Raw genomic sequence first — 19145 nt, 5'->3', positions numbered from 1 at the left:
TCATCGTCGTTCCCAATGAGCGATGGAGCCGGTGGTGAGACTGCTGGCGGGGCGGGCGACATCGAGACCGAACTCGACCGTGACATCGGCTTCGTCGGTGCGGTCGCGCTCGGCGTTGGCACGATGATCGCGGCGGGCATCTTCGTGCTCTCGGGGCTTGCGGTGAGCAACGTGGGCATCATGGCGATCGGTGCGTTCCTGATCGCCGCGTTCGTCGCTTCGTTCACCGCGTTCGCGTACGCGGAGTTCGCCGCGCTCTACCCCGAGAGCGGCGGCGGGTACGCCTACGTCGCCAACACGTTCGACCGCGACTGGACGTACATCGTCGGCTGGTCGATGATCCTCGGCTATCCCGCGAGTGCGGCGTTCTATCTCGCGAGCTTCGGTGACTGGTTCTACCGATTCATCTATCCCGTCCTCTCGATCCCCGAAGCGGTCCCGTACTGGCTCTCCGCAGTCGGGGTGCTCGCCCTCTTGGTCGGAGTCAATCTCAAGGGAACCGAGGAAACGGGGGCGTTCCAGATCGTCGTCACCGGCCTGAAGGTCGTACTGATCCTGTTCTTCCTCTACGGCGGCCTCCAGGCGTTCAACACCGACGTGATCGGCACCTCGATCGCACAGAACACCCAGGGAATCGCCGACTTCCGCGACATCGCCGTCACGAGCTCGCTCGTGTTCATCACCTTTTTCGGATTCGAGGCGATCGCGACCAACGCCGAGGAAATCAAGGAACCAGGTACGACCATCCCGCGCGCGATCTTCTTCAGTATGGGGTTCGTCACGGTGGTCTACGCGCTCGTGGTGATGGTCATCGTCTTCGCGGTGAACAACGACGCCTTCCTCCAGTTCCTCACGACGAACACCGATCTCGGCGGCGTTGCCCCCCGACAGTTCATCGCCAACAACGGCGAGGTGTCGATGGCGTACGCCGCCCAGTACTACCTCGGCCCTGCCGGGTTCTACGTGATCATCGTCGGTGCGCTGCTCTCGATGTTGTCCGCGGCGAACGCCACGATCCTCGCCGGTTCGCGGGTCAAGCTCGCTATGGGTCGGCGGGACCACCTCCCCGATCGGTTCGAGAAGCTGCATCCCTCGCTCAACACGCCGTATCAGTCGGTGCTTCTCACGGGCGGGCTGATCGTCCTGTTCATCTTCGTCTTTACCGTGGTGTTCGGCGGCGGCCCCGGCAGCGAGGCCCTTGTCCACCTGCCGTTCGCGCTGCCGCTGCTCGGTACGGAGCTCCACCTCGGTATCGAGGCCATCACGCACTTCGCCGACTTCATGCTGCTCACCGGGTTGGTCGTGGTCAACCTCGCGATCGTGCGATCGCGCCGGAAGTTCCCCGACCTCGATCGATCCTTCAAAGTCCCGGCAGTGCCGTGGATCCCCGCAGTCGCGGTGCTCGCGACTCTCGTCCTTCTGTTCAACGTCGAGCCATCGAGTTTCTTCCTCGGACTGGTTGCCGAACTCGTCGGGATCGGCTTTTGGTTCGCGTGGAAGCGGCGCACGCCCTCGACCGAGGAACTCGAACGGGAGACGCCGACCGCCGTCGCCGAGCGCAACCCGTCGGGCCACGAGCGCGACCACCGGATCATCGTCCCGATCGCCAACCCCGACCACGTCGAGCAGTTGATGGGAACGGCGCTCGACCTCGCGCGCGACGAGAACGGCGAAATACTCGTGCTCTCGGTCGTCGATCTCCCCGAGCAGACGCCGCTGTCGGAGGGCCACCAGTACGTCGACGATCGTCGCGAGGTGCTGAACCGGGCGATGGCGCTCGCGGACGGTGGTGAGAGAAGCACAGCTTCTCGAACATCGGCAGACGAGCGAAGCGAGTTCGACGGTGCGGGGGACGTTCCGATCAGCGGGACGGTTCGTATCGGCCACCACATCGACGACACGATCCTCCACACCGTCGAGCAGTACGACGGCGACACCGTCCTGATGGGCTGGGGTGGCTGGCGGGCCCGGCGGCGGGACGTCGTTCTCGGGAACATCGTCGACACGGTGGTGCAGGAAGCCGACTGCGATGTCCTCGTCGAACGCATCGATCCCGACGCCTCGGCGTCGGTCGAATCGATCCTGCTGCCGACCGCCGGCGGGCCGCACGCGGAGCTGGCCGGCGACGTCGCCGCTGCCGTCGCGCGACCCACCGGCGTCAGCGTCGAACTGCTCACCGTCGTCGACCCGAACGCACCCGAGAGCGAGCGCACCGAAGCGCAGACGACGGTCGACACCGCCGCCGACGCGCTCGACGGCGTGAAGACGACGGCGACAGTTGCCGAGAGCGACGACGTCGTCGACGCCATCGTCGATCACTCGGCGGACCANACCACGATCTCACGGTCATCGGCGCGACCCGGTCGGGACTCCTCCAGCAGGTCGTGTTCGGTTCGATCCCCGAACGGGTCGGCGAGGCCGCGGAGAGTACGGTGATCCTCGCAAAACGGAACCTCGGGATCACGTCGTGGCTCCGACGCCTCTTCGACAGGCGATAACGGGACGGAAAGCGGCCGTCCGTTGGCGTTCAGAACGGGAGTCGTTCTCTCGCCTCGTCGGCCATCATGTCGAGCTTGTCCTGAAACTTCTCGACCGAGCGCTCGACGTGCTGGACGCGATCTCTCGGGATCCGGCGCACGACGTCGTTGCCGTCGTCGTCCTCGCCGACCTTCACGAGCCAGTGGTCGTCGAAATATGCGATGTACTCGTTGTCGACGGTGATCTCGACCTGTCCTTCGTCGAGTTTGTCGTAGACGATAGTGGCGCGACCGAGTTCGGGATCGACCATACCGTCGTCACCGTCGGGGACAAAATAAATCCGTGGCCTGCGACTCGACCGTTCGCGGTCGCCGATCGTCTCAGTCGTCGACGTCCTCGGATCCGACGCCGGGCGCGTCGGTGAGATCGACATCGTCCGGCTCGTCGTGGCCGCCGACCAGGATCTCGCCGTCCGGGCCCTCGACGTAGACGTCGTCGGCGAACCCACCTTTCGCGTGCGGATGCTCGGGCTCGTCGAGCCTCTCGGGGGTCGAGGGAGCCTCGGGGATTCCGCCACGCGGCGCGAACGACCCGAGCGGATCGGCGATGGTGATGTCGTACTGGGAGAAGAACTCGTGGTAGCGGTCGTAGTGGGCCTCGATCTCGTCGGCCGGGATCTCCATCATCTCGGTCCAGCCGTGGTTGTAGAAGTCGAAGTTGGCCTGGATATGGGTGATCTCGCGGGCCTCAGCCTCGGTGAATCCCGCTTTGAGCGCCGCGGTGTACGAATCGGTCGTGGCCTCGAAGAGCCCGTCGAGGTGGTCCTCGCGCTCCTCCGCGTGGGCGGGGTCGGCCTTCCCGAGGAACACCCGGGTGTGGAGTTTGACCAGCCCGTAGCTGACGACCGACGCGACCCCGGGCGTCGTGAGCGCCTGTTTCGCCGCGAAGTGACGCACGTTCTGGTTGATCTTCATCGGCCGATCTTGGGGTGGGAGTCACATCAACGCACCGCCTCGACCGTTAGATCCGGACTCTCGTTCCGATCGGCCCGGGAACAAAACCGGTTTGAATGAATGGTCAGTATGTAGTGGTGCGTATGAACGAGATCATCGACAACGTGGCGTTGGTGACGGGTGCAGGGGCGGGGATCGGACGAGCGACGGCGGAACGGTTCGCTCGCGAGGGGGCCTCGGTCGTCGTCTCGGACATCGATGTGGACGCCGGCGAGGAGACGGTCGAACGCATCGGGGACGAGGGCGGCACCGCGGCGTTCGTCGAGGCGGATGTCAGCGACGGGGACGCCGTTGCGGCGATGGTCGAGTTCGCCGTCGACAAGTTCGGGGGGCTCGATTTCGCGGTGAACAACGTTGCTGCCGGCGCCCCGGCGGCGCGCACCGCCGACATCGACGAGGACGACTGGGATCGTGTCACGGCGATCGCCCAGAAGGGGACGTGGCTCGGGCTGAAACACGAAATCCCGGCGATCCTCGACGGCGAGGGCGACGGGGCGGTCGTCAACGTCGCCTCGACGGCCGGCATCGAGGCCAGTCCCGGGCGGACGCCCTACGCAGCGAGCAAGCACGGCGTCGTCGGGCTGACCCGCTCGGCCGGCGTCGAGTACGCGACCGAGGGGGTTCGGGTCAACGCCGTCTGTCCGACCATCGTCGAGACGGCGGCCATCGAATCGCTGTCGCCCGAAGAGCGCGAGAAAGTCACTGCCGACGTGCCGATGGATCGGCCGGCACAGCCCGACGAGATAGCGAGCGCGATCGTGTGGCTCTGTTCGGCCGATGCGTCGTTCGTGACCGCCCACGCACTCCCCGTCGACGGCGGCGAGACGCAGGGCTGACACACCAGCGCGGACGGCGACGAGCGGACCAGGGCGAGCGGATCGGGACGACCGATCACGCCGAATCGATCGTGGGCGCGCCAGCCGCCGAGCCGACCGGCTACGGAGATAGCAATTCACATTACCCCGGGTGTCGAAGCCCACCTATGGCTGGGTCGTACGTCATCATCGGTGACGGGATCGCGGGGAGCTCCGCGGCGGAGAGCCTCCGGGAGGGCGCTCCCGACGCCGACATCACCGTGATCACCGACGAGGGTGAAGCGCTCTACAATCGCATTCTGATCAAGGAGTTCGCGAAGGGGAAACTACCCGCGGCCCCGATGTCGATCCACGATCCCGACTGGTACGACGAGCGCGACATCGACCTCCAGCTCGACACCCACGTCACCGAGATCGACACCGACGCACACACCCTCCACACCCACGAGGGCACGGAGTACAGCTACGACAAACTCCTCGTCGCGACGGGCGGGACGCCGGTCCAGCTCCCCGTCGACAACAGCGACGCCGAGGGAATCCACCACTTCTGGACGTTCGACGACGCACGCGCGATCAAGGAACACGCCGAAGACGCCGACACCGGCGTCGTCGTGGGTGCCGGGCTCCTCGGGATCGACTTCGCGGCCATCTGCGGCGCACAGGAGATCGACGCCCACTACCTGATGCGCGGCGAGTGCTGGTGGCGGTACGCGCTCTCGAAGGACGGAGCCGACATCATCCACGACGCGCTCGAAGAGAACAACGTCACCCCCGTCTTCGACAGCGGCGTCGATCGGTTCGAAGTCGACGATTCGGGCCACATCTCCTCGACTGTCGACCCGAACGGCGAGACCTACGACAGCGAGTTCGCCGGGGTGGCGATCGGGCTCGACTTCAATCTCGAACTGCTCCAGGGGACAGACATCGAGCGCGACAACGGCGTGGTGGTCGACGAGTATATGCAGACCTCGGTCGACGACGTCTACGCCGCGGGCGACCTCACCCGGTTTTACGACACGATCATCGACGACTACGCCCAGAACGGCTCGTGGGGCAGCGCGAAAGAGCAGGGTTCGATCGCGGCTCAGAACATGCTCGCGGACACCGTTGCGTCGGAGACGCAACGAGCAGACGGCGAAGCCGTCGACGGTGAGGAGGAAGCGTTCCGTTGGGTTTCGTCCTATTCGATCACCCACTTCGACTTCCCCTTCCTCTCCTTTGGCCATCCGACTCTCGGCGACGACCACGCCGAGGCGAAGTTCTCCGACACCGAGTGGCGGCGGCTCGCGTTCAAGGACGGCAAGATCGTCGGCGGCGTCCTGATCGGCGATCTCGCCCCCCAGAGCAAGTACAAGAAGCTGGCTCGCGAGGAGCGTGTCGTGGCCGATCAGAAAGACGTCTTGATGCGAGAGGAGGTCGATCTCGACGAGCTCGCGCCCGCCCCGGAGCAGTAGACCGGCACGAACGGCTATCATAGCGAACGACCCTCGATCCCTCCGGCAGTCTGCACCACCGACGCCCGGTGGTGGCGCGCGGGAGCACGCCGAAGGCGTGCGACCCGCGCGAGGGATGACCGAGTGAAGCGAACGGAGTGAGCGAACGAGGGAGTCGGTTGGGGAGGGTGTGGCGGTCGCGGCGCGGTGCTGGGGTGGGGTACCAGTGATCGAACTGCGAACGAGCAACGCGAGTGAGCAGGTGTTTTTAGTCCAGGTTTTTGCGACGAGCGGTGCGTGAGCGTAGCGAGCGCACCCGAGGAGTAAAAAAGTGGGTGCGGGAGGGAGTGGCCTGCGGTTCTCATTTGTGTCGGGAGAGTCCTCGTCGCGATTGGGTCCTGCAACTGGGTCCGTCGAACGAGCTGCCGACAGTCCGTCGTCTCCGTCGAAAAGCGGGAATCGCATCGAAGCCGTTTTCCTCCAGCACGGCCGATCCGAGGTATGGAAGGCGGCAGCGGCGACATGACGCTGGCGTTCGAACTCGCGGCGCTCGAAGCGCTCGCTGACCCCACCGAGGTGGTTTCGGACGCACGCCGGTGGACCGAGTACGTCGGCGTGATCTCCGACCAGCCCACCTACGTGGTCACGAACTTCACCCGGAAACACCGCATCCGGCAGGATTTCTTCTCGGGACCGCGCGGGCGCGAGGAGAGCCTCGACAACGTCAAACGCCAGTTCGACACCGAACGCCACGTTTTCGTCGGCACCGACGAGGATGACGTCGACCTCGCGGAGGATGTCGAGTGGGAGTATCTGGCGCTCGACGACGCGGCCGACGCCGCCGGGTGGACGCTCGCTGCCGACGCACCCGACGAGGACGATCCCGACACCGACACCGCGACGCGCGACGACTGGCCCTGAATCCGATCGCCGTTCGTGTGCGTTGATTTCCCGGCCCGCAATCGCCGGCCACATGCATTGATTTAATATCTGCCGCGTGGACGGTCGTGATATGTCACTGCGAATCGGGACGGCGCTCCGTGAGGGAGCCCGCCGGACGTTCACGCGCGACGGTCTCGTTCTCGCCGTCGTGTTCGTCGTCATCGGGATCGTTACCGCTCTGGCCACACAGACGATCGCCGCGAACGCCGTCGATACGGTGCTCGAACTCATGCGATCGAATCAGGGGGCTGGCGAGGCGGAGTTCACTCGCGAGCAGATCAGGATGGTCGAGACGTCGACCGAGGGACTGACGCCGTTCGCCCTGCCGGTTCCGCCCATCGTCGCGTGGCTGCTCATCGCACTCACTGCCGTCCTCGGGGAGGCAGCCAACATCATTGCCGCTCGGGCCTTCTTCGCCGAGAGTAGCCGAGCGCTTTCGGGCGGGCTCGCCGGCCGGAATATCGTGCTGGCGACACTCAACGGTATCGTCGGCGGGATCGTCGTCGGGATCATCGTCGCCATCGGGCTGATCTTCCTGATCGTTCCGGGGATCTTCTTCGCGATCGCCTTCCTCTTTCTCAGACAGGAGATCGCGATCGAAGACAGCAATTTCGTCGACGCGATGGCAGACAGCTGGCAGTTGACGAAGGGCAACCGACTCGAACTGTTCGCGCTCGTGATTGGAGTGGCGATCCTCGTCACGCTCGCCTCGACGGTGGTGCCGCTGCTGGTCGGGGCCGTCAGCCCGCTGCTCAACGTGGTCGTTTCGATCCTTCTCGGCGGCGTGACGGCCGTGTTCGGGACTGCGGTGATAACGCGTGCGTACGCACAGCTTCACGCCGACCGCGCCGCCGTCCAGAACGGCGAGGACATCGACGAGTGGGCGGTCTAACGCCGGGGAGCCGCGGCGTTTAACCGCGTGCCGTCCCTTTGCTGACGTATGGCAGAGCCACGCGTCCCCGGGAGTCGGGGGTCGGACCTCGCCCTCCCCTGCGGCGAGTCGGTCGCGATTGCGGATCTCGACATGGGGATGCGGGAGTTCGACTGTGACTGCGGCGAGCGCCACGCGCTCGTGATGGACGTCCATCCACCGAGTCGGTTCGTTCCCGAGTCGCTCGTCGAAGTGCTCCGCGAGACGATCGAACCCACCGAGGGCGACGAGTTCGACACGCTCCATCTGATGGGCGTCGTCTTAGAGGAGTTCCCCGAGAAGGTCGTCGCCGAGGACGTCGCCGAGAACAGCGACGTCGGCTACGCCCTCGTCTGGGCCACCGACTTCGACGCCCGGCGACTCCACGAGATCGTGGTCGAACTCGTCGTGGAGCTGATGGAACACGCGGTGAGCCACACCGACGACGACGCGGCGAGCGAGTTCGAACGCCAGATGCACGAGTTCGACGTCGAGGCGTTCGTCGACCAGTACCGCCGCGAGCGCGAGTTCGAACGCGAGACCGATACGCCCGTCTGACGCCCCCGCACCGGGCGTATCGGTGCCGGCTGGCGATTCATCGAGTGCGCCGTCATACGGCTGTCTGACGCCATGTTATGTGGGTGGAGGCCATGGGAAGACGTATGCAACTCCGCCGGGGCGAGTTCGAACGCATCCGGACGGTGCTCGCGGAGGTCAACCCCGACGAGCCGCTGACGGCGCGGGAGATCCACGACCTGCTCGACGAGCGCGACGAAACACTCGACAGTCCACACCGGGTGGCCACCGTCCTCGGCCGCCGTGCGGACGGCGAGGTCGAAGTCATCCGAGATCGGCCGTACCGGTATCGCGTGCTCGACGGTACGGTGAACTGACCCGCCGAAATCGAGCGGTTTCGGTCGACCGACTGCTTTTCGAGCGGAGCGGCGCTTCGTTCCATCGAGACAGTAACTCCGACGAGCTGCTGTGGCGTCACGTCTTCGAACAGGTCACGGAACGAGGTCGCCGGCCCCTTGATTTCGATTTTCGAAACTGAGTTGCGTATCTCGTACCCAATCGTGGTGCTTATTACGATGTACGCACCACGACGGGTAATGACCGACGAGGACAGAACGATTTTGCTCATCGGCAGCGGTCCGATACAGATCGGCCAGGCGGCGGAGTTCGACTACTCCGGCGCGCAGGCGTGTCGCGCACTCGCGGAGGAGGGCGCGCGAGTCGTCCTCGTCAACTCCAACCCGGCGACCATCATGACCGATCCCGAGATGGCCGACGAGGTGTACATCGAGCCCATCACGACCGACGCGATCGCCGAGATCATCGACGAGGAGCGCCCGGACGGCGTCATCGCGGGGCTTGGGGGCCAGACGGGATTGAACGTGACCGCCGAGCTCGCCGAGGAGGGCGTCCTCGACGAGTACGACGTCGAGATCATGGGGACGCCGCTCGACACCATCTACGCCACCGAGGACCGCGATCTGTTCCGCCAGCGGATGGAAGACATCGGACAGCCGGTGCCTGCCTCGACGACGATCACCCTCGAAGAGGGCGAATCGGAGACGAACCTCGACGAGGCAGGCCTGCGCGAGCGCGTCGACGCGGCCGTCGATTCGGTCGGCGGACTGCCAGTTATTTCCCGGACGACCTACACACTCGGCGGGAGCGGGTCGGGCGTCGTCGCGGACAGCGAGGAGCTGTACGAGCGCGTCCGGAAGGGATTGCGGCTCTCGCGCAACAGCGAGGTCCTCATCACCGAGTCGATCGCGGGCTGGGTCGAACTCGAGTACGAGGTGATGCGCGACGCCGACGACTCGTGTATCATCATCTGCAACATGGAGAACCTCGATCCGATGGGGATTCACACGGGAGAGTCGGTCGTCGTGACGCCCTCGCAGGTGATCCCCGACGACGGCCATCAGGAGATGCGGACCGCGGCGCTCGACGTGATCCGCGACCTCGGGATTCAGGGTGGGTGTAACATCCAGTTCGCGTGGCGCGACGACGGCACGCCTGGCGGTGAGTATCGTGTCGTCGAGGTCAATCCCAGAGTCTCGCGCTCCTCCGCGCTCGCCTCGAAGGCGACCGGGTACCCGATCGCGCGCGTCACCGCGAAGGTCGCCCTCGGGAAACGGCTCCACGAGATCGACAACGAGATCACCGGCGAGACCACCGCAGCGTTCGAGCCCGCGATCGACTACGTGGTCACGAAGGTCCCCCGGTGGCCGAGCGAGAAGTTCCGGGACGTGGAGTTCGAGCTCGGAACCGCGATGAAGAGCACCGGCGAGGCGATGGCGATCGGGCGGACCTTCGAGGAATCGCTTCTGAAGGCGCTGCGCTCGACCGAGTACGAGCCCGATGTCGAGTGGGACGCACTCGACGACGCGGCGCTCGAAACGGAGTATCTCGAACGCCCGACGCCCGACCGCCCCTACGCGATGTTCGAGGCGGCCGAGCGGGGCTACACCGCCGACGATCTCGCGGCGCTCACCGGGATCAAATCGTGGTACACCGAGCGCTACGTTCGGATCGCCGACGCCGCGCAAGCGGCCGCCGCGGGCGATTTCCAACCCGCAGCGAGCGCCGGATTCACCAACAGCGAGATCGCCGCGACCGCCGCGGCCGGTGGCACCGAGATCGGCGGTGTCGGCGACGTCGAGTCGTCGGTGACAGGCCGGAAATACAAGCAAGTCGACACCTGTGCCGGCGAGTTCGCGGCCGAGACGCCGTACTACTACTCCGCGCGCAAGCCCGAGTACGCCGACACCGGTCCCTACGAGGGAGAGGGAGCGGCGGGCGAGCTCGAAGTCGATCGCGACGTCGAGAGCGTCGTCGTGGTCGGTGGTGGCCCGATCCGGATCGGCCAGGGCGTGGAGTTCGACTACTGCTCGGTCCACGCGGTCCGCGCGCTCCGCGAGATGGGGATCGAGGCCCACGTCGTCAACAACAATCCAGAAACCGTGTCGACCGACTACGACACGTCCGATGGGTTGTTCTTCGAACCGATCACCCCCGAAGAGGTCGCCGATGCGATCGAGGCCACCGGGGCCGACGGCGTGATGGTCCAGTTCGGCGGCCAGACCTCGGTCGACATCGGGCGCGGACTGGAGAGCGAACTCGACCGGCGGGGCCTCGACTGCGAGGTGCTCGGCACGTCGGTCGAGGCGATGGACCTCGCGGAGAACCGCGATCGGTTCAACGTCCTGATGGACGATCTCGACGTTTCCCAGCCTGTCGGCGGTGCGGCCGTCAGCGAGACCGAAGCGCTCGAACTCGCCCACGAGATCGGCTATCCCGTGCTCGTCCGGCCGAGCTACGTCCTCGGTGGCCGCGCGATGGACGTGGTCTACGACGACGACGATCTCCGCGAGTACGTCGAGGAAGCCGTCCGCGTGAGCCCGGACCAGCCGGTCCTGATCGACGAGTTCCTCGCGGGCGCGGTCGAACTCGACGTCGATGCCGTTGCAGATGAAGCGGGAGACGTCCTGATCGGCGGGATCATGGAGCACGTCGAGTCCGCCGGGGTCCACTCGGGCGACTCGGCGTGTATGATCCCGCCGCGCTCGCTCGACGCCGACGTGCTAACGCAGGTACGCGATGTCGTCGAGGGGATCGCGGGCGCGCTCGACACCGTCGGTCTGCTCAACGTCCAGCTCGCGATAAAGGAGGGCGAGGTGTACGTTCTGGAGGCGAACCCGCGCTCGTCCCGCACCGTGCCGTTCGTCTCGAAGGCGACGGGCGTCCCGATCGCCAAACTCGCTGCCCAGGTGATGGCGGGTGCGTCGCTCGCAGACCTCGACGCGACCGAACAGGTCCCCGAGCAGACGAGCGTGAAGGAGGTCGTCCTGCCGTTCGACCGGCTCCCGGGAAGCGACCCGCGACTCGGCCCCGAGATGAAGAGCACGGGCGAGGTGATGGGGACCGCCGAGGAGTTCGGGAAGGCGTACTGGAAGGCACAGTCCGCGACGGGCAAGCCGATCCCGGCCGAGGGCGTCGCGGCGGTCGACCTCTCGGCGGCTGAGTTCCCCGATCCCGAGAGCGATGCGGGAGGCGACCTCCAGAACGGGTTCGCCGCACACTTCGACTGTCAGGAGTTCGACGACCTCGCAGCGGCGATTCGGGAGGGGAAGGTCGATCTCGTGATCTCGCGGGATCGCGCGGCGCTCGAAGTGTGTGTCGAGGAAGAGGTCACGTACTTCTCGACCGAGGCGAGCGCCCGCGCCGCACTCGACGGCCTCGCGGCGCGCGACACGGATTCGGCGGTCGCGGCGGTCGACCGGCGGCCGAAACGCGACGCCGAGTGGGGTCGCGCCGACTGACCGTCTCAGGGGAGAATCCGAGCCGAGGGCGACCATCGACACCATCTTTATTCGTCCGGGCCGCGACACCTCACTCATGGCCGAAACGCTTGCCGACGAGGAAATCAGCGAGAACGCCCCCGCAGAGTGGCAGCAGGACGGCGACGAGATCGTCCGCGTCTACGAGTTCGAAGAGTACCTCGATGGCGTGGCCTTTGCTACCGATGTCGCCGAGATCGCCGACGAGGAGTTTCACCATCCCGAGATTCAGGTGCGCTTCGACGAGGTCGAGGTGCGCCTGACGAGCCACGAGGCCGGCGGGGTGACCGATCAGGACATCGAGATGGCAGGACGGTTCGACGACGTGCGGTAACGCAGCAGGATCACCAGCGACCCGCTCCGGCGGGCGACTGCTGCACGTCATCGGCCCCCGGCAGAAGGGATTTATCGGTGGCGACCGTATTTACAGAGCCCGATGGCCCCTCCACAGTACGATTTCTGGCTGCTCGATCTCGACGGCACGCTGGTCGACGTCGAGGCGAGCTACGTCCGCAGCGTGTTCGACCGCGTCGGCGAGCGCCTCGGCCGGCGGTTCACCGACCGCGAGGCCGAAAGGCTCTGGCACGGGCTCGGCGGTCTGCGCGACGACCAGCTCCGGGCGTGGGGGATCGACGTTGCCCGGTTCTGGGACGCGCTCCACGCGATCGAGGACCCCGAGGCCCGCGCGGCCGCGACCTTCCTCTACGACGACGCGCGGGCGTTCCTCGCGTCGATCGACGCCCCGATCGGTGTGGTGACCCACTGCCAGCCGTTCCTCGCCAATCCGGTACTTGATCGTCTCGATCTCCGCGAACGGTTCGACGCGGTGGTCTGCTGTACGAGCGAGATCGGCTGGAAACCCGATCCCGCACCCGTCCAGCTGGCGATCGACCGCCTCGATGTCGCGCCCGAGAGTCAAGGGGTGCTCGTCGGTGACGGCCCCCACGACGTCGGCGCAGCGTGGAACGCGGGCCTCGACGGGATCCACGTCGAGCGCCACGGTCACGATCGCCGGGGATGGTGTGTCCGGGGCGACCGCCGCATCACTGGCTTCGGCGACCTTTGAATCCCGGCAGGTCCGTACACAACTCGTCGAGATCGTCGAGCGCGCGTTCGAGCGCCGCGACACCAGGTTTCTCCATCCGATCCGAAGCAGCGAGCAGCCGAACGGTCTCTTCGCCGAGCGGAACGAACCCACAGTCGAGCTTCTCGGCGGTCGCACGGAGCCCGAGCCCCGCGTCGGCCCCGCCGGCAGCCACCCGCCGGGCCGGGCTCTCGTGGGCTTCGAGGGTGAAATCGAACCCGTCGATCGCGTCGACGAGATCGTGGCGGTCGGCCTCGCGCTCGTCGGCGAGGTCGGCGATCGCGTTCGAGAGGGTCGTTCGCAATCCAGAGGCCGTCGGACGGTTGACGAACGCGAGGTCGCGATCCACGAGATCGGCGAGATCGTCCACGTCTTCGGGGTTGCCGAACGGAACGACGAGGCCCCACTCGCGGGTCCAGCCGCCGATCTCAGTCGTGTTGGCGTCCAGTTCGTCGGGATCGCCCGTCACCGCCACGATGTCGGAAACGCCGTCGCGGAGCCACCGACGGGCCGCACGGCTCCCGACACCCAGATAGCGCGGTCGGTCGATCCGGTCGAGCAGTCGCGAGAGGAGCGGGTCGTCCTCGCCGACGCCGAGAACCGTCGGAGGACGAACCTCGGGCGAGAACAGCTCGATCGTCACCGCCTCGCCCGCGTCGAGATAGGCGACCTCGGCGTCCATCTCCACGATCCCGTCGGCTTCGACGAGGCTGGTGGTCGCGCCGCTGCCCTTGTCGACCGGGTAGACCAGAGTCTCACCCGCACCGTTTTCGACCAGTCCGACGGGAACGAGTCGATGACGACCTTCCTCGGCGCGCTCCTCGACCGCCATCCGTCCCCGGACCGTCGCGGTCGCCGGTTCCGGCAGCCCGGCGGTCCGGCGGATCGCGGGGGCGACGAACGTCCGGAAGATCGAGAGCGCCGAGACCGGATACCCGGGCAGCCCGACGTACGCCGATCTACCGGAAGACTCGCTCTGCTCGTCTTCCGTACCGTCCGAGTCCTGTTCGGACCCGGAGACCTCCAACTGGCCCACCAACATCGGCTTGCCCGGCTTGATCGCGACCCCATGAAGGAGAAGGTCGCCCTGCTCCTCGATGACCTTGTAGATCACGTCGACGGCGCTCGCGGAGGTCGAGCCCGACGAGCAGACCAGATCGCACTCGGCGGCGGCCTCACGGAGCACGTCTTCGAGTGCGTCGTAGTCGTCGCCAGCGTGTGGGTAGACGACGGGCTCGCCGCCGGCCTCGCGAACCGCGGCCGCGGTCGCGTTGGAGTTCACGTCGTAGATCTGGCCCGCCTCGCTGTCGAGATCCTCGCCAACGCGGACGAGTTCGTCGCCGGTCGAGACGATCCCGACTCGAGGTTTCGCACGCACCGGAACTCGATCGACGCCGAGCGCGGCGAGCAGCCCGATCTCGCGCGCCGTCAGCCGGGTTCCGGGCCCGAGTGCGCGCTCGCCCGCCGCGATGTCCGCGCCAGCGGGCATCACGTTCTCGCCCGGCGTCACCGACGTCCGGACCGCGACCCGCTCGCCGCCCGTGTCGCCCGCTGCATCGTCGCTGCCTGCACCACCGTCGTCACCCGCTACGTCCTCGCCCCCAACGCGGTCGGTCCGCTCGACTGCCACCATCGCGTCGGCGTCGGGCGGCATCACCGCGCCGGTCGCGATCTCGACCGCTTCGCCAGGATCGAGATCGACCGTCGGCCGTTCGCCAGCTTCGACGACGCCGACGAGATCGAACGTCGCGGGATCGGTTTCGGTCGCCCCGAACGTCTCGCGTGCGTGGAGCGCATAGCCGTCGAGCGCCGACCGGTCGAACCCGGGAACGTCGAGCGTCGCGTCGACCCGCTCGGCGAGTACCCGGCCCTCGGCCGCGTCGAGCGACACGGTTTCGGTTCCCGGATCGAGGTCGAGCGACGCGATCGCGTCGTGGGCCGCCGCAGGCGATGCGAGATCGCGGAACTGCTTGCGCTCGCTCATATTTCTGCCTCCCAGTGTTCGACCGCAACGGTCTCACCCGCTGGAATCCCCTCACGCTCTTCGGCGACGACCACCCAGCCGTCAGCGAGCGCGACGCTCGACAGCACGCCCGCGCCGCTCGTCCGCGTCGGAACGGCCGTCGGCGTGTCGTCGCCCTCCTCTCGTAGCTCGATCCGTGCGTGGGTTCGGACGCCAGGTTCGCTGGGGATCTTTCGATCGAGGTGCGCCTCGGTCGTCGGATGGGACCGGACCGAGTGGTGGCCGACGTGCCGAAGCGCGGGTCGAAGCAGTTGGACTGCGGCGACGATACACGAGACCGGATAGCCTGGGAGCATCAAAACTGGTGTGTCCGCGACGACCCCGAATCCTGTGGGATGGCCGGGTTTGCACGCGACACCGTGGACCAGCACCTCGCCGAGGTCGTCGACGATCTCGGGAACGAGGTCGCGCTCGCCGACCGACGAACCCCCAGTCGTCACCACGAGGTCCTTCGTCAGATCGCGCTCGATCGCCGCCCGAAGCGCCGCGCGGTCGTCGGTCACGACGTCGCGGTAGGTCGCCCGTCCGCCCCAGCGCTCGACGTACCGTGAGGTCGTGAGACCGTTGGTTTCGACGACTTCACCGGGGTCGGGGTCGGCTTGCACGAGTTCCTCGCCCGTCGGTATCACCCCCACGGTCGGGCGATCGTACACCGAAACCTCGTCGATGCCGACCGACTTCAGCAGACCAAGGTCCGAAGGCCGGAGCCGATGGCCCGGTTCGTAGAGGCACTTTCCCGACTGAACGTCCTCGCCGACCGGTGCGACGTTCTCGCCGGCGGCGACCGGATCGAGTACCTCGATCTCGTCACCGACCGTCTCGACGTGTTCGACCATCACGACCGCATCGGCCCCGTCCGGGAGTTCGCTGCCGGTGTGAACCCGCATCGCGGTGTCGGGATCGTCGATCGCATCCCGTCGGAGGACGGCAGGCGAGCGCCGACTCGCATCGAACGTGTCGGTGGCCCGAACCGCGAACCCGTCCATCGCCGCACGCGGGTAGTGCGGCACGTCCCGCTCGCTGACGACCGGCTCGGCGAGCACACGGTCGTCGGCGGCGACGAGGCCGACCGATTCGACCCGCTCCGTGGGTTCGGCCCGGTCGAGCAGCCGTTCGCGCGCCGTTTCGAGCCGAGTGAGCCGTTTGAACCCGCTCTCGCGGACGTCGTTCATACCACTCCTAACCGGGCGGGTGGGCAAAAACGTGTGCCGGAACGGTGGCGAGGAAAGACGGTGAGAACGACTGGTGGCAGTGATCGAATGGAGAGCCGGGAGAACGAGCGCTTCAGTGGAGACCGGCGACGACGATGGTCTCGGGACGGATGACGAACTCCGGGACCCGCGTCGAGCCGGGCTGGCCGGGATCGAACGCGAGACTGGCGGAGCCGCCGTGGTCGGCGCGGAGTTCGACCCGGACGGTGCCGACACTGCCGGCCGTGGCGGTGACGGTACGCTGACTGTCGCCGTCGACGGTGGGCGAATCGTCGACGAGGACGCCATCGCCGGCAGCGATACACACGTCGAGCGCGTGATCGGTGTCGTCTTCGTTGCGGAGGAGGACGGTCGGCGGTTCGGTGGCGGTGGGCTGTGGGCCGGCGGCGGCATCACCTTCGACCCTGGGCTCGGGACGGGTCTTCGTCATCTATCCGAAGATAGCACCTCCCCAATATGAACCATGTGGACCGTTACCGACCGTTCCCGATCGTTCAGCACTGTTTCGGACTGTTTCACGGCGTCTCAGACGTGAAATCGGGCCGTTGGTAGGGTGTCGGTGACCGCTATCGGGGGGTTTTTCGCCCCGGCGTTCCACGGTTTCCCCATGTCCGCGCTGCGCGATGCGTTGGGCGACCTCCCGGACCCAGTGTTCGCCGACCTGCTGGAGTCCGAGGCGGCGTATCTCCTCGTCATCGATCTTCCGGGTGTCGGCAGCGAGACGCTCGATGTCCGACTCGACGGGGCGCGTCTTCGGATCGAGGCCCGGCGCGAGAAGGACCTCCCGATGGCGTTTCGGTATCTCGACGAGGACCGGCCGCTCTTCCTCGACGCGGAGCTCCCGCTGCCGCCGGACGTCGCCGGGACGGGCGCGGAGGGGACGCTCGATCGGGGCACCCTCACGCTCCGGCTCCCGAAGCGCGACGCCACCGAGGCGACGTCGATCCCGATAGCGGTCGGCGGGAGCGAGTCCGACGAGCTGTGACGGGGCACACGCTGTGAACCTCCGTGCGTACGGCCGGTTCTTCGTCGTCTTCCGCCAGTTCCTCCCGCTGATCGTCGCGTACCTTCGGGACCGCCGACGATACTTCCTGTTCGGCGGGCGGCGTGAGGTCACGAGCACGATGCGACGCGAACGCGCGCGTGTGCTGCTCGATTCGCTGTTGACACTCGGCCCGACGTTCATCAAGCTCGGCCAGCTCCTCTCGACGCGGCCCGACGTCCTGCCACCAGAGTACGTCGCGGAGTTCTCGAAGCTCCAGGACGAGGTCCCCCCTGCGGAATGGGCCGAGGCCGAACCGGTGGTCGAGGAAGAGCTGGGATCGGTCGACGAGGCGTTCTCGGCGTTCGACACCGACGCGATATCCGGTGCGAGCCTCGGTCAGGTCTACCGGGCGGAGCTAGAGGGCGAGCCGGTCGCGGTCAAGGTCCGTCGACCGGACATCGAATCGCTGATCGAGGCCGATCTCCAGGTCATCAAGTGGAGTCTGCCCGTCCTCATCCGGTTCATCGGCGAGGCGCGCTCGTTCTCGCTCGAAACGCTGGCCGAGGAGTTCGACAAGACGATCCACGAGGAGATCGACTACACTCGGGAGGCACGGATGCTCCAGGAGATCCGGGAGAACTTCGCGGGCGACGACACGATCCGCATCCCGAACGTGGTCGAGAGTCACTCCACCCCCCGCGTGCTCACGATGGAGTACGTTCCCGGGACCAAGATCACCGCGGTCGACGAGCTCGATGAGATGGGGATCGACCGCACCAAGCTGTCGGAGCGCCTCGAACGGGTCTACCTCCAGATGATCGTCGACGACGGCGTGTTCCACGCCGATCCCCATCCCGGCAACCTCGCGGTCGAACCCGACGGCACGCTCGTGTTCTACGACTTCGGGATGAGCGGTCGGGTCGACGACTACATCCAGAGCAAGATCGTGGAGTTCTACATCGGGATCGCGAACCAGGACATCGACGCGATCCTCGACGCACTGGTCGAGATGGGCACCCTCAGCCCGACCGCCGACCGCGAGACGATGGGCAACGTGATGGAGCTCGCGATACAGGACATCCGGGGCGAGGAGGTCGACCAGTACCGCGTTCAGGAGGTCGTCGGGCAGGTCGAGGACACCATCTACGAGTTCCCGCTCCGGCTGCCCGCGAACCTCGCCCTGGTCCTTCGTGTCGCGACCGTCGTCGAGGGGGTCTGTGTCACGCTCGATCAGAACTTCGATTTCATCTCGGTCGCGACCGACTACCTCGTCGAGGAGGGGTATCGTGAGGAAGGGATCAAGCAGTTCCTCGAACAGCGCGGCACGGAGGTCACCGACCTCGCCGAGGCCACGGTGCGAACCCCGCCGAAACTCGAACGTGCGCTCGACGGACTCAACCGGGGCGATCTCACTGTACACGCCGATCTCGACGACACCGACGGCCTGTTCGAATCGCTCGCGAACCGCCTGGTCTTCGGCCTCCTGCTGACGGCGGGCGTGCTTTCGGTGGCGATACTCTACGCGTTCGCGACGCCGTTTGCGACTGCGGTCGCCGCGACGTTCTCGGTGGGAATTGCACTCTTGTTGTACCGGTCGTTCCGCAGCCGACAGCGGCTCCAGGCCACGCCGGAGTTCACTCGCCAGAGCCTGCGCCAGCGTCGCGGACAGGACACGGACTCCGTGACCGAAGGTGACGGCGCGACCGACACCATGGCCGAGCGCGATACCGGGGACGAAGAGGCAGGGCCGATCGGCACACCGATCGACGTCGAGCGAGAGCCCGACGACCGATAGTCGGTAGTCGGATGGAGAGAAGTGCGTCAGCCGCGATTTGAACGCGGGTCATCAGCATGGGAAGCTGAGGTGATACCAGGCTACACCACTGACGCGCATCCGGG

General features: G+C 66.6%; 17 protein-coding genes and 1 tRNA gene. 12 read left to right on the top strand and 6 right to left on the bottom strand.

All coding sequences use genetic code 11. The features are described from left to right. The first annotated feature begins 15 nt into the window (after positions 1–15). A complete protein-coding gene (locus C450_RS17860; RefSeq protein ID WP_005045823.1) occupies positions 16–2436 on the top strand; it encodes an amino acid permease in 2421 nt (806 codons plus the stop codon). Positions 2437–2527: 91 nt separating this feature from the next. On the opposite strand, the gene C450_RS17855 is transcribed toward C450_RS17860, so the two are convergent. Further along, complete coding sequence (locus tag C450_RS17855) at positions 2528–2788, bottom strand: hypothetical protein (protein ID WP_049910398.1); 261 nt, start codon at positions 2786–2788, stop codon at positions 2528–2530. Between the two features lie 70 nt (positions 2789–2858). Further along, positions 2859–3452, bottom strand: a complete 594-nt coding sequence (locus tag C450_RS17850; RefSeq protein WP_005045818.1) for a DUF6149 family protein — start codon at positions 3450–3452, stop codon at positions 2859–2861. 122 nt (positions 3453–3574) lie between these two features. Between C450_RS17850 and C450_RS17845 the strand changes: the two genes are divergently transcribed. From C450_RS17845 to C450_RS17805, 9 genes are all read left to right on the top strand, one after another. Next, positions 3575–4327: an SDR family NAD(P)-dependent oxidoreductase gene (locus tag C450_RS17845; protein ID WP_005045816.1), complete on the top strand. Its 753-nt coding sequence runs from the start codon at positions 3575–3577 to the stop codon at positions 4325–4327. A 146-nt stretch (positions 4328–4473) separates the two neighbouring features. After that, complete coding sequence (locus C450_RS17840) at positions 4474–5760, top strand: NAD(P)/FAD-dependent oxidoreductase (RefSeq protein WP_005045814.1); 1287 nt, start codon at positions 4474–4476, stop codon at positions 5758–5760. 480 nt (positions 5761–6240) lie between these two features. Then, entirely contained in the window at positions 6241–6660 is a 420-nt protein-coding gene (locus C450_RS17835) for a DUF7124 domain-containing protein (protein ID WP_005045812.1), read from the top strand. 91 nt (positions 6661–6751) lie between these two features. Continuing rightward, positions 6752–7573 (top strand): hypothetical protein, encoded by an 822-nt coding sequence (locus tag C450_RS17830; protein ID WP_005045810.1) that lies wholly within the window; start codon positions 6752–6754, stop codon positions 7571–7573. A 48-nt stretch (positions 7574–7621) separates the two neighbouring features. Beyond that, on the top strand, positions 7622–8149 hold the full coding sequence (locus C450_RS17825; protein WP_005045808.1) for a DUF5815 family protein: 528 nt from the start codon (positions 7622–7624) through the stop codon (positions 8147–8149). Between the two features lie 104 nt (positions 8150–8253). Then, positions 8254–8484 (top strand): hypothetical protein, encoded by a 231-nt coding sequence (locus tag C450_RS17820; protein WP_005045806.1) that lies wholly within the window; start codon positions 8254–8256, stop codon positions 8482–8484. 219 nt (positions 8485–8703) lie between these two features. Further along, positions 8704–11925 (top strand): carbamoyl-phosphate synthase large subunit, encoded by a 3222-nt coding sequence (gene carB / locus C450_RS17815; RefSeq protein WP_005045805.1) that lies wholly within the window; start codon positions 8704–8706, stop codon positions 11923–11925. 76 nt (positions 11926–12001) lie between these two features. Continuing rightward, a complete protein-coding gene (locus tag C450_RS17810; RefSeq protein ID WP_005045803.1) occupies positions 12002–12277 on the top strand; it encodes a 4a-hydroxytetrahydrobiopterin dehydratase in 276 nt (91 codons plus the stop codon). A 102-nt stretch (positions 12278–12379) separates the two neighbouring features. Then, positions 12380–13009, top strand: coding sequence for an HAD family hydrolase (locus C450_RS17805; RefSeq protein WP_005045801.1), 630 nt, complete (start codon positions 12380–12382; stop codon positions 13007–13009). Here the strand turns inward: C450_RS17805 and C450_RS17800 are convergent. The 3 genes from C450_RS17800 to C450_RS17790 all read right to left on the bottom strand — a co-directional run bounded on the left by C450_RS17800 (position 12987) and on the right by C450_RS17790 (position 16691). Continuing rightward, positions 12987–15011 (bottom strand): molybdopterin biosynthesis protein, encoded by a 2025-nt coding sequence (locus C450_RS17800; protein WP_005045797.1) that lies wholly within the window; start codon positions 15009–15011, stop codon positions 12987–12989. The two genes, C450_RS17805 and C450_RS17800, sit on opposite strands and share 23 nt — an antisense overlap. Continuing rightward, positions 15008–16222, bottom strand: a complete 1215-nt coding sequence (locus C450_RS17795; protein ID WP_005045796.1) for a molybdopterin molybdotransferase MoeA — start codon at positions 16220–16222, stop codon at positions 15008–15010. The genes C450_RS17800 and C450_RS17795 overlap by 4 nt, the downstream gene beginning before the upstream one ends. A gap of 112 nt (positions 16223–16334) precedes the next feature. Next, on the bottom strand, positions 16335–16691 hold the full coding sequence (locus C450_RS17790; protein ID WP_005045794.1) for a hypothetical protein: 357 nt from the start codon (positions 16689–16691) through the stop codon (positions 16335–16337). Positions 16692–16868: 177 nt separating this feature from the next. Between C450_RS17790 and C450_RS17785 the strand changes: the two genes are divergently transcribed. After that, a complete protein-coding gene (locus C450_RS17785; protein WP_049910387.1) occupies positions 16869–17246 on the top strand; it encodes an Hsp20/alpha crystallin family protein in 378 nt (125 codons plus the stop codon). A gap of 13 nt (positions 17247–17259) precedes the next feature. After that, positions 17260–19041 (top strand): ABC1 kinase family protein, encoded by a 1782-nt coding sequence (locus C450_RS17780; protein ID WP_005045788.1) that lies wholly within the window; start codon positions 17260–17262, stop codon positions 19039–19041. A 22-nt stretch (positions 19042–19063) separates the two neighbouring features. Here the strand turns inward: C450_RS17780 and C450_RS17775 are convergent. Then, positions 19064–19136: transfer RNA gene (locus C450_RS17775), tRNA-Gly, on the bottom strand. Positions 19137–19145 lie beyond the last annotated feature (9 nt).

It is taken from the genome of Halococcus salifodinae DSM 8989 (assembly GCF_000336935.1).
GTDB lineage: Archaea > Halobacteriota > Halobacteria > Halobacteriales > Halococcaceae > Halococcus > Halococcus salifodinae.
The sequence above is the reverse complement of the archived record's forward strand: the minus strand, read 5'-3'. Positions and strand labels throughout refer to the sequence as shown.

Coding starts and splice junctions, on each gene's coding strand:
- C450_RS17805 (WP_005045801.1), top strand. CDS start 12,380: ATGGCCCCTCCACAGTACGATTTCTGGCTGCTCGATCTCGACGGCACG.
- C450_RS17850 (WP_005045818.1), bottom strand. CDS start 3,452: ATGAAGATCAACCAGAACGTGCGTCACTTCGCGGCGAAACAGGCGCTC.
- C450_RS17795 (WP_005045796.1), bottom strand. CDS start 16,222: ATGAACGACGTCCGCGAGAGCGGGTTCAAACGGCTCACTCGGCTCGAA.
- C450_RS17785 (WP_049910387.1), top strand. CDS start 16,869: ATGTCCGCGCTGCGCGATGCGTTGGGCGACCTCCCGGACCCAGTGTTC.
- C450_RS17820 (WP_005045806.1), top strand. CDS start 8,254: ATGCAACTCCGCCGGGGCGAGTTCGAACGCATCCGGACGGTGCTCGCG.
- C450_RS17845 (WP_005045816.1), top strand. CDS start 3,575: ATGAACGAGATCATCGACAACGTGGCGTTGGTGACGGGTGCAGGGGCG.
- carB (WP_005045805.1), top strand. CDS start 8,704: ATGACCGACGAGGACAGAACGATTTTGCTCATCGGCAGCGGTCCGATA.
- C450_RS17790 (WP_005045794.1), bottom strand. CDS start 16,691: ATGACGAAGACCCGTCCCGAGCCCAGGGTCGAAGGTGATGCCGCCGCC.
- C450_RS17810 (WP_005045803.1), top strand. CDS start 12,002: ATGGCCGAAACGCTTGCCGACGAGGAAATCAGCGAGAACGCCCCCGCA.
- C450_RS17830 (WP_005045810.1), top strand. CDS start 6,752: ATGTCACTGCGAATCGGGACGGCGCTCCGTGAGGGAGCCCGCCGGACG.
- C450_RS17825 (WP_005045808.1), top strand. CDS start 7,622: ATGGCAGAGCCACGCGTCCCCGGGAGTCGGGGGTCGGACCTCGCCCTC.
- C450_RS17800 (WP_005045797.1), bottom strand. CDS start 15,011: ATGAGCGAGCGCAAGCAGTTCCGCGATCTCGCATCGCCTGCGGCGGCC.
- C450_RS17855 (WP_049910398.1), bottom strand. CDS start 2,788: ATGGTCGATCCCGAACTCGGTCGCGCCACTATCGTCTACGACAAACTC.
- C450_RS17835 (WP_005045812.1), top strand. CDS start 6,241: ATGGAAGGCGGCAGCGGCGACATGACGCTGGCGTTCGAACTCGCGGCG.
- C450_RS17840 (WP_005045814.1), top strand. CDS start 4,474: ATGGCTGGGTCGTACGTCATCATCGGTGACGGGATCGCGGGGAGCTCC.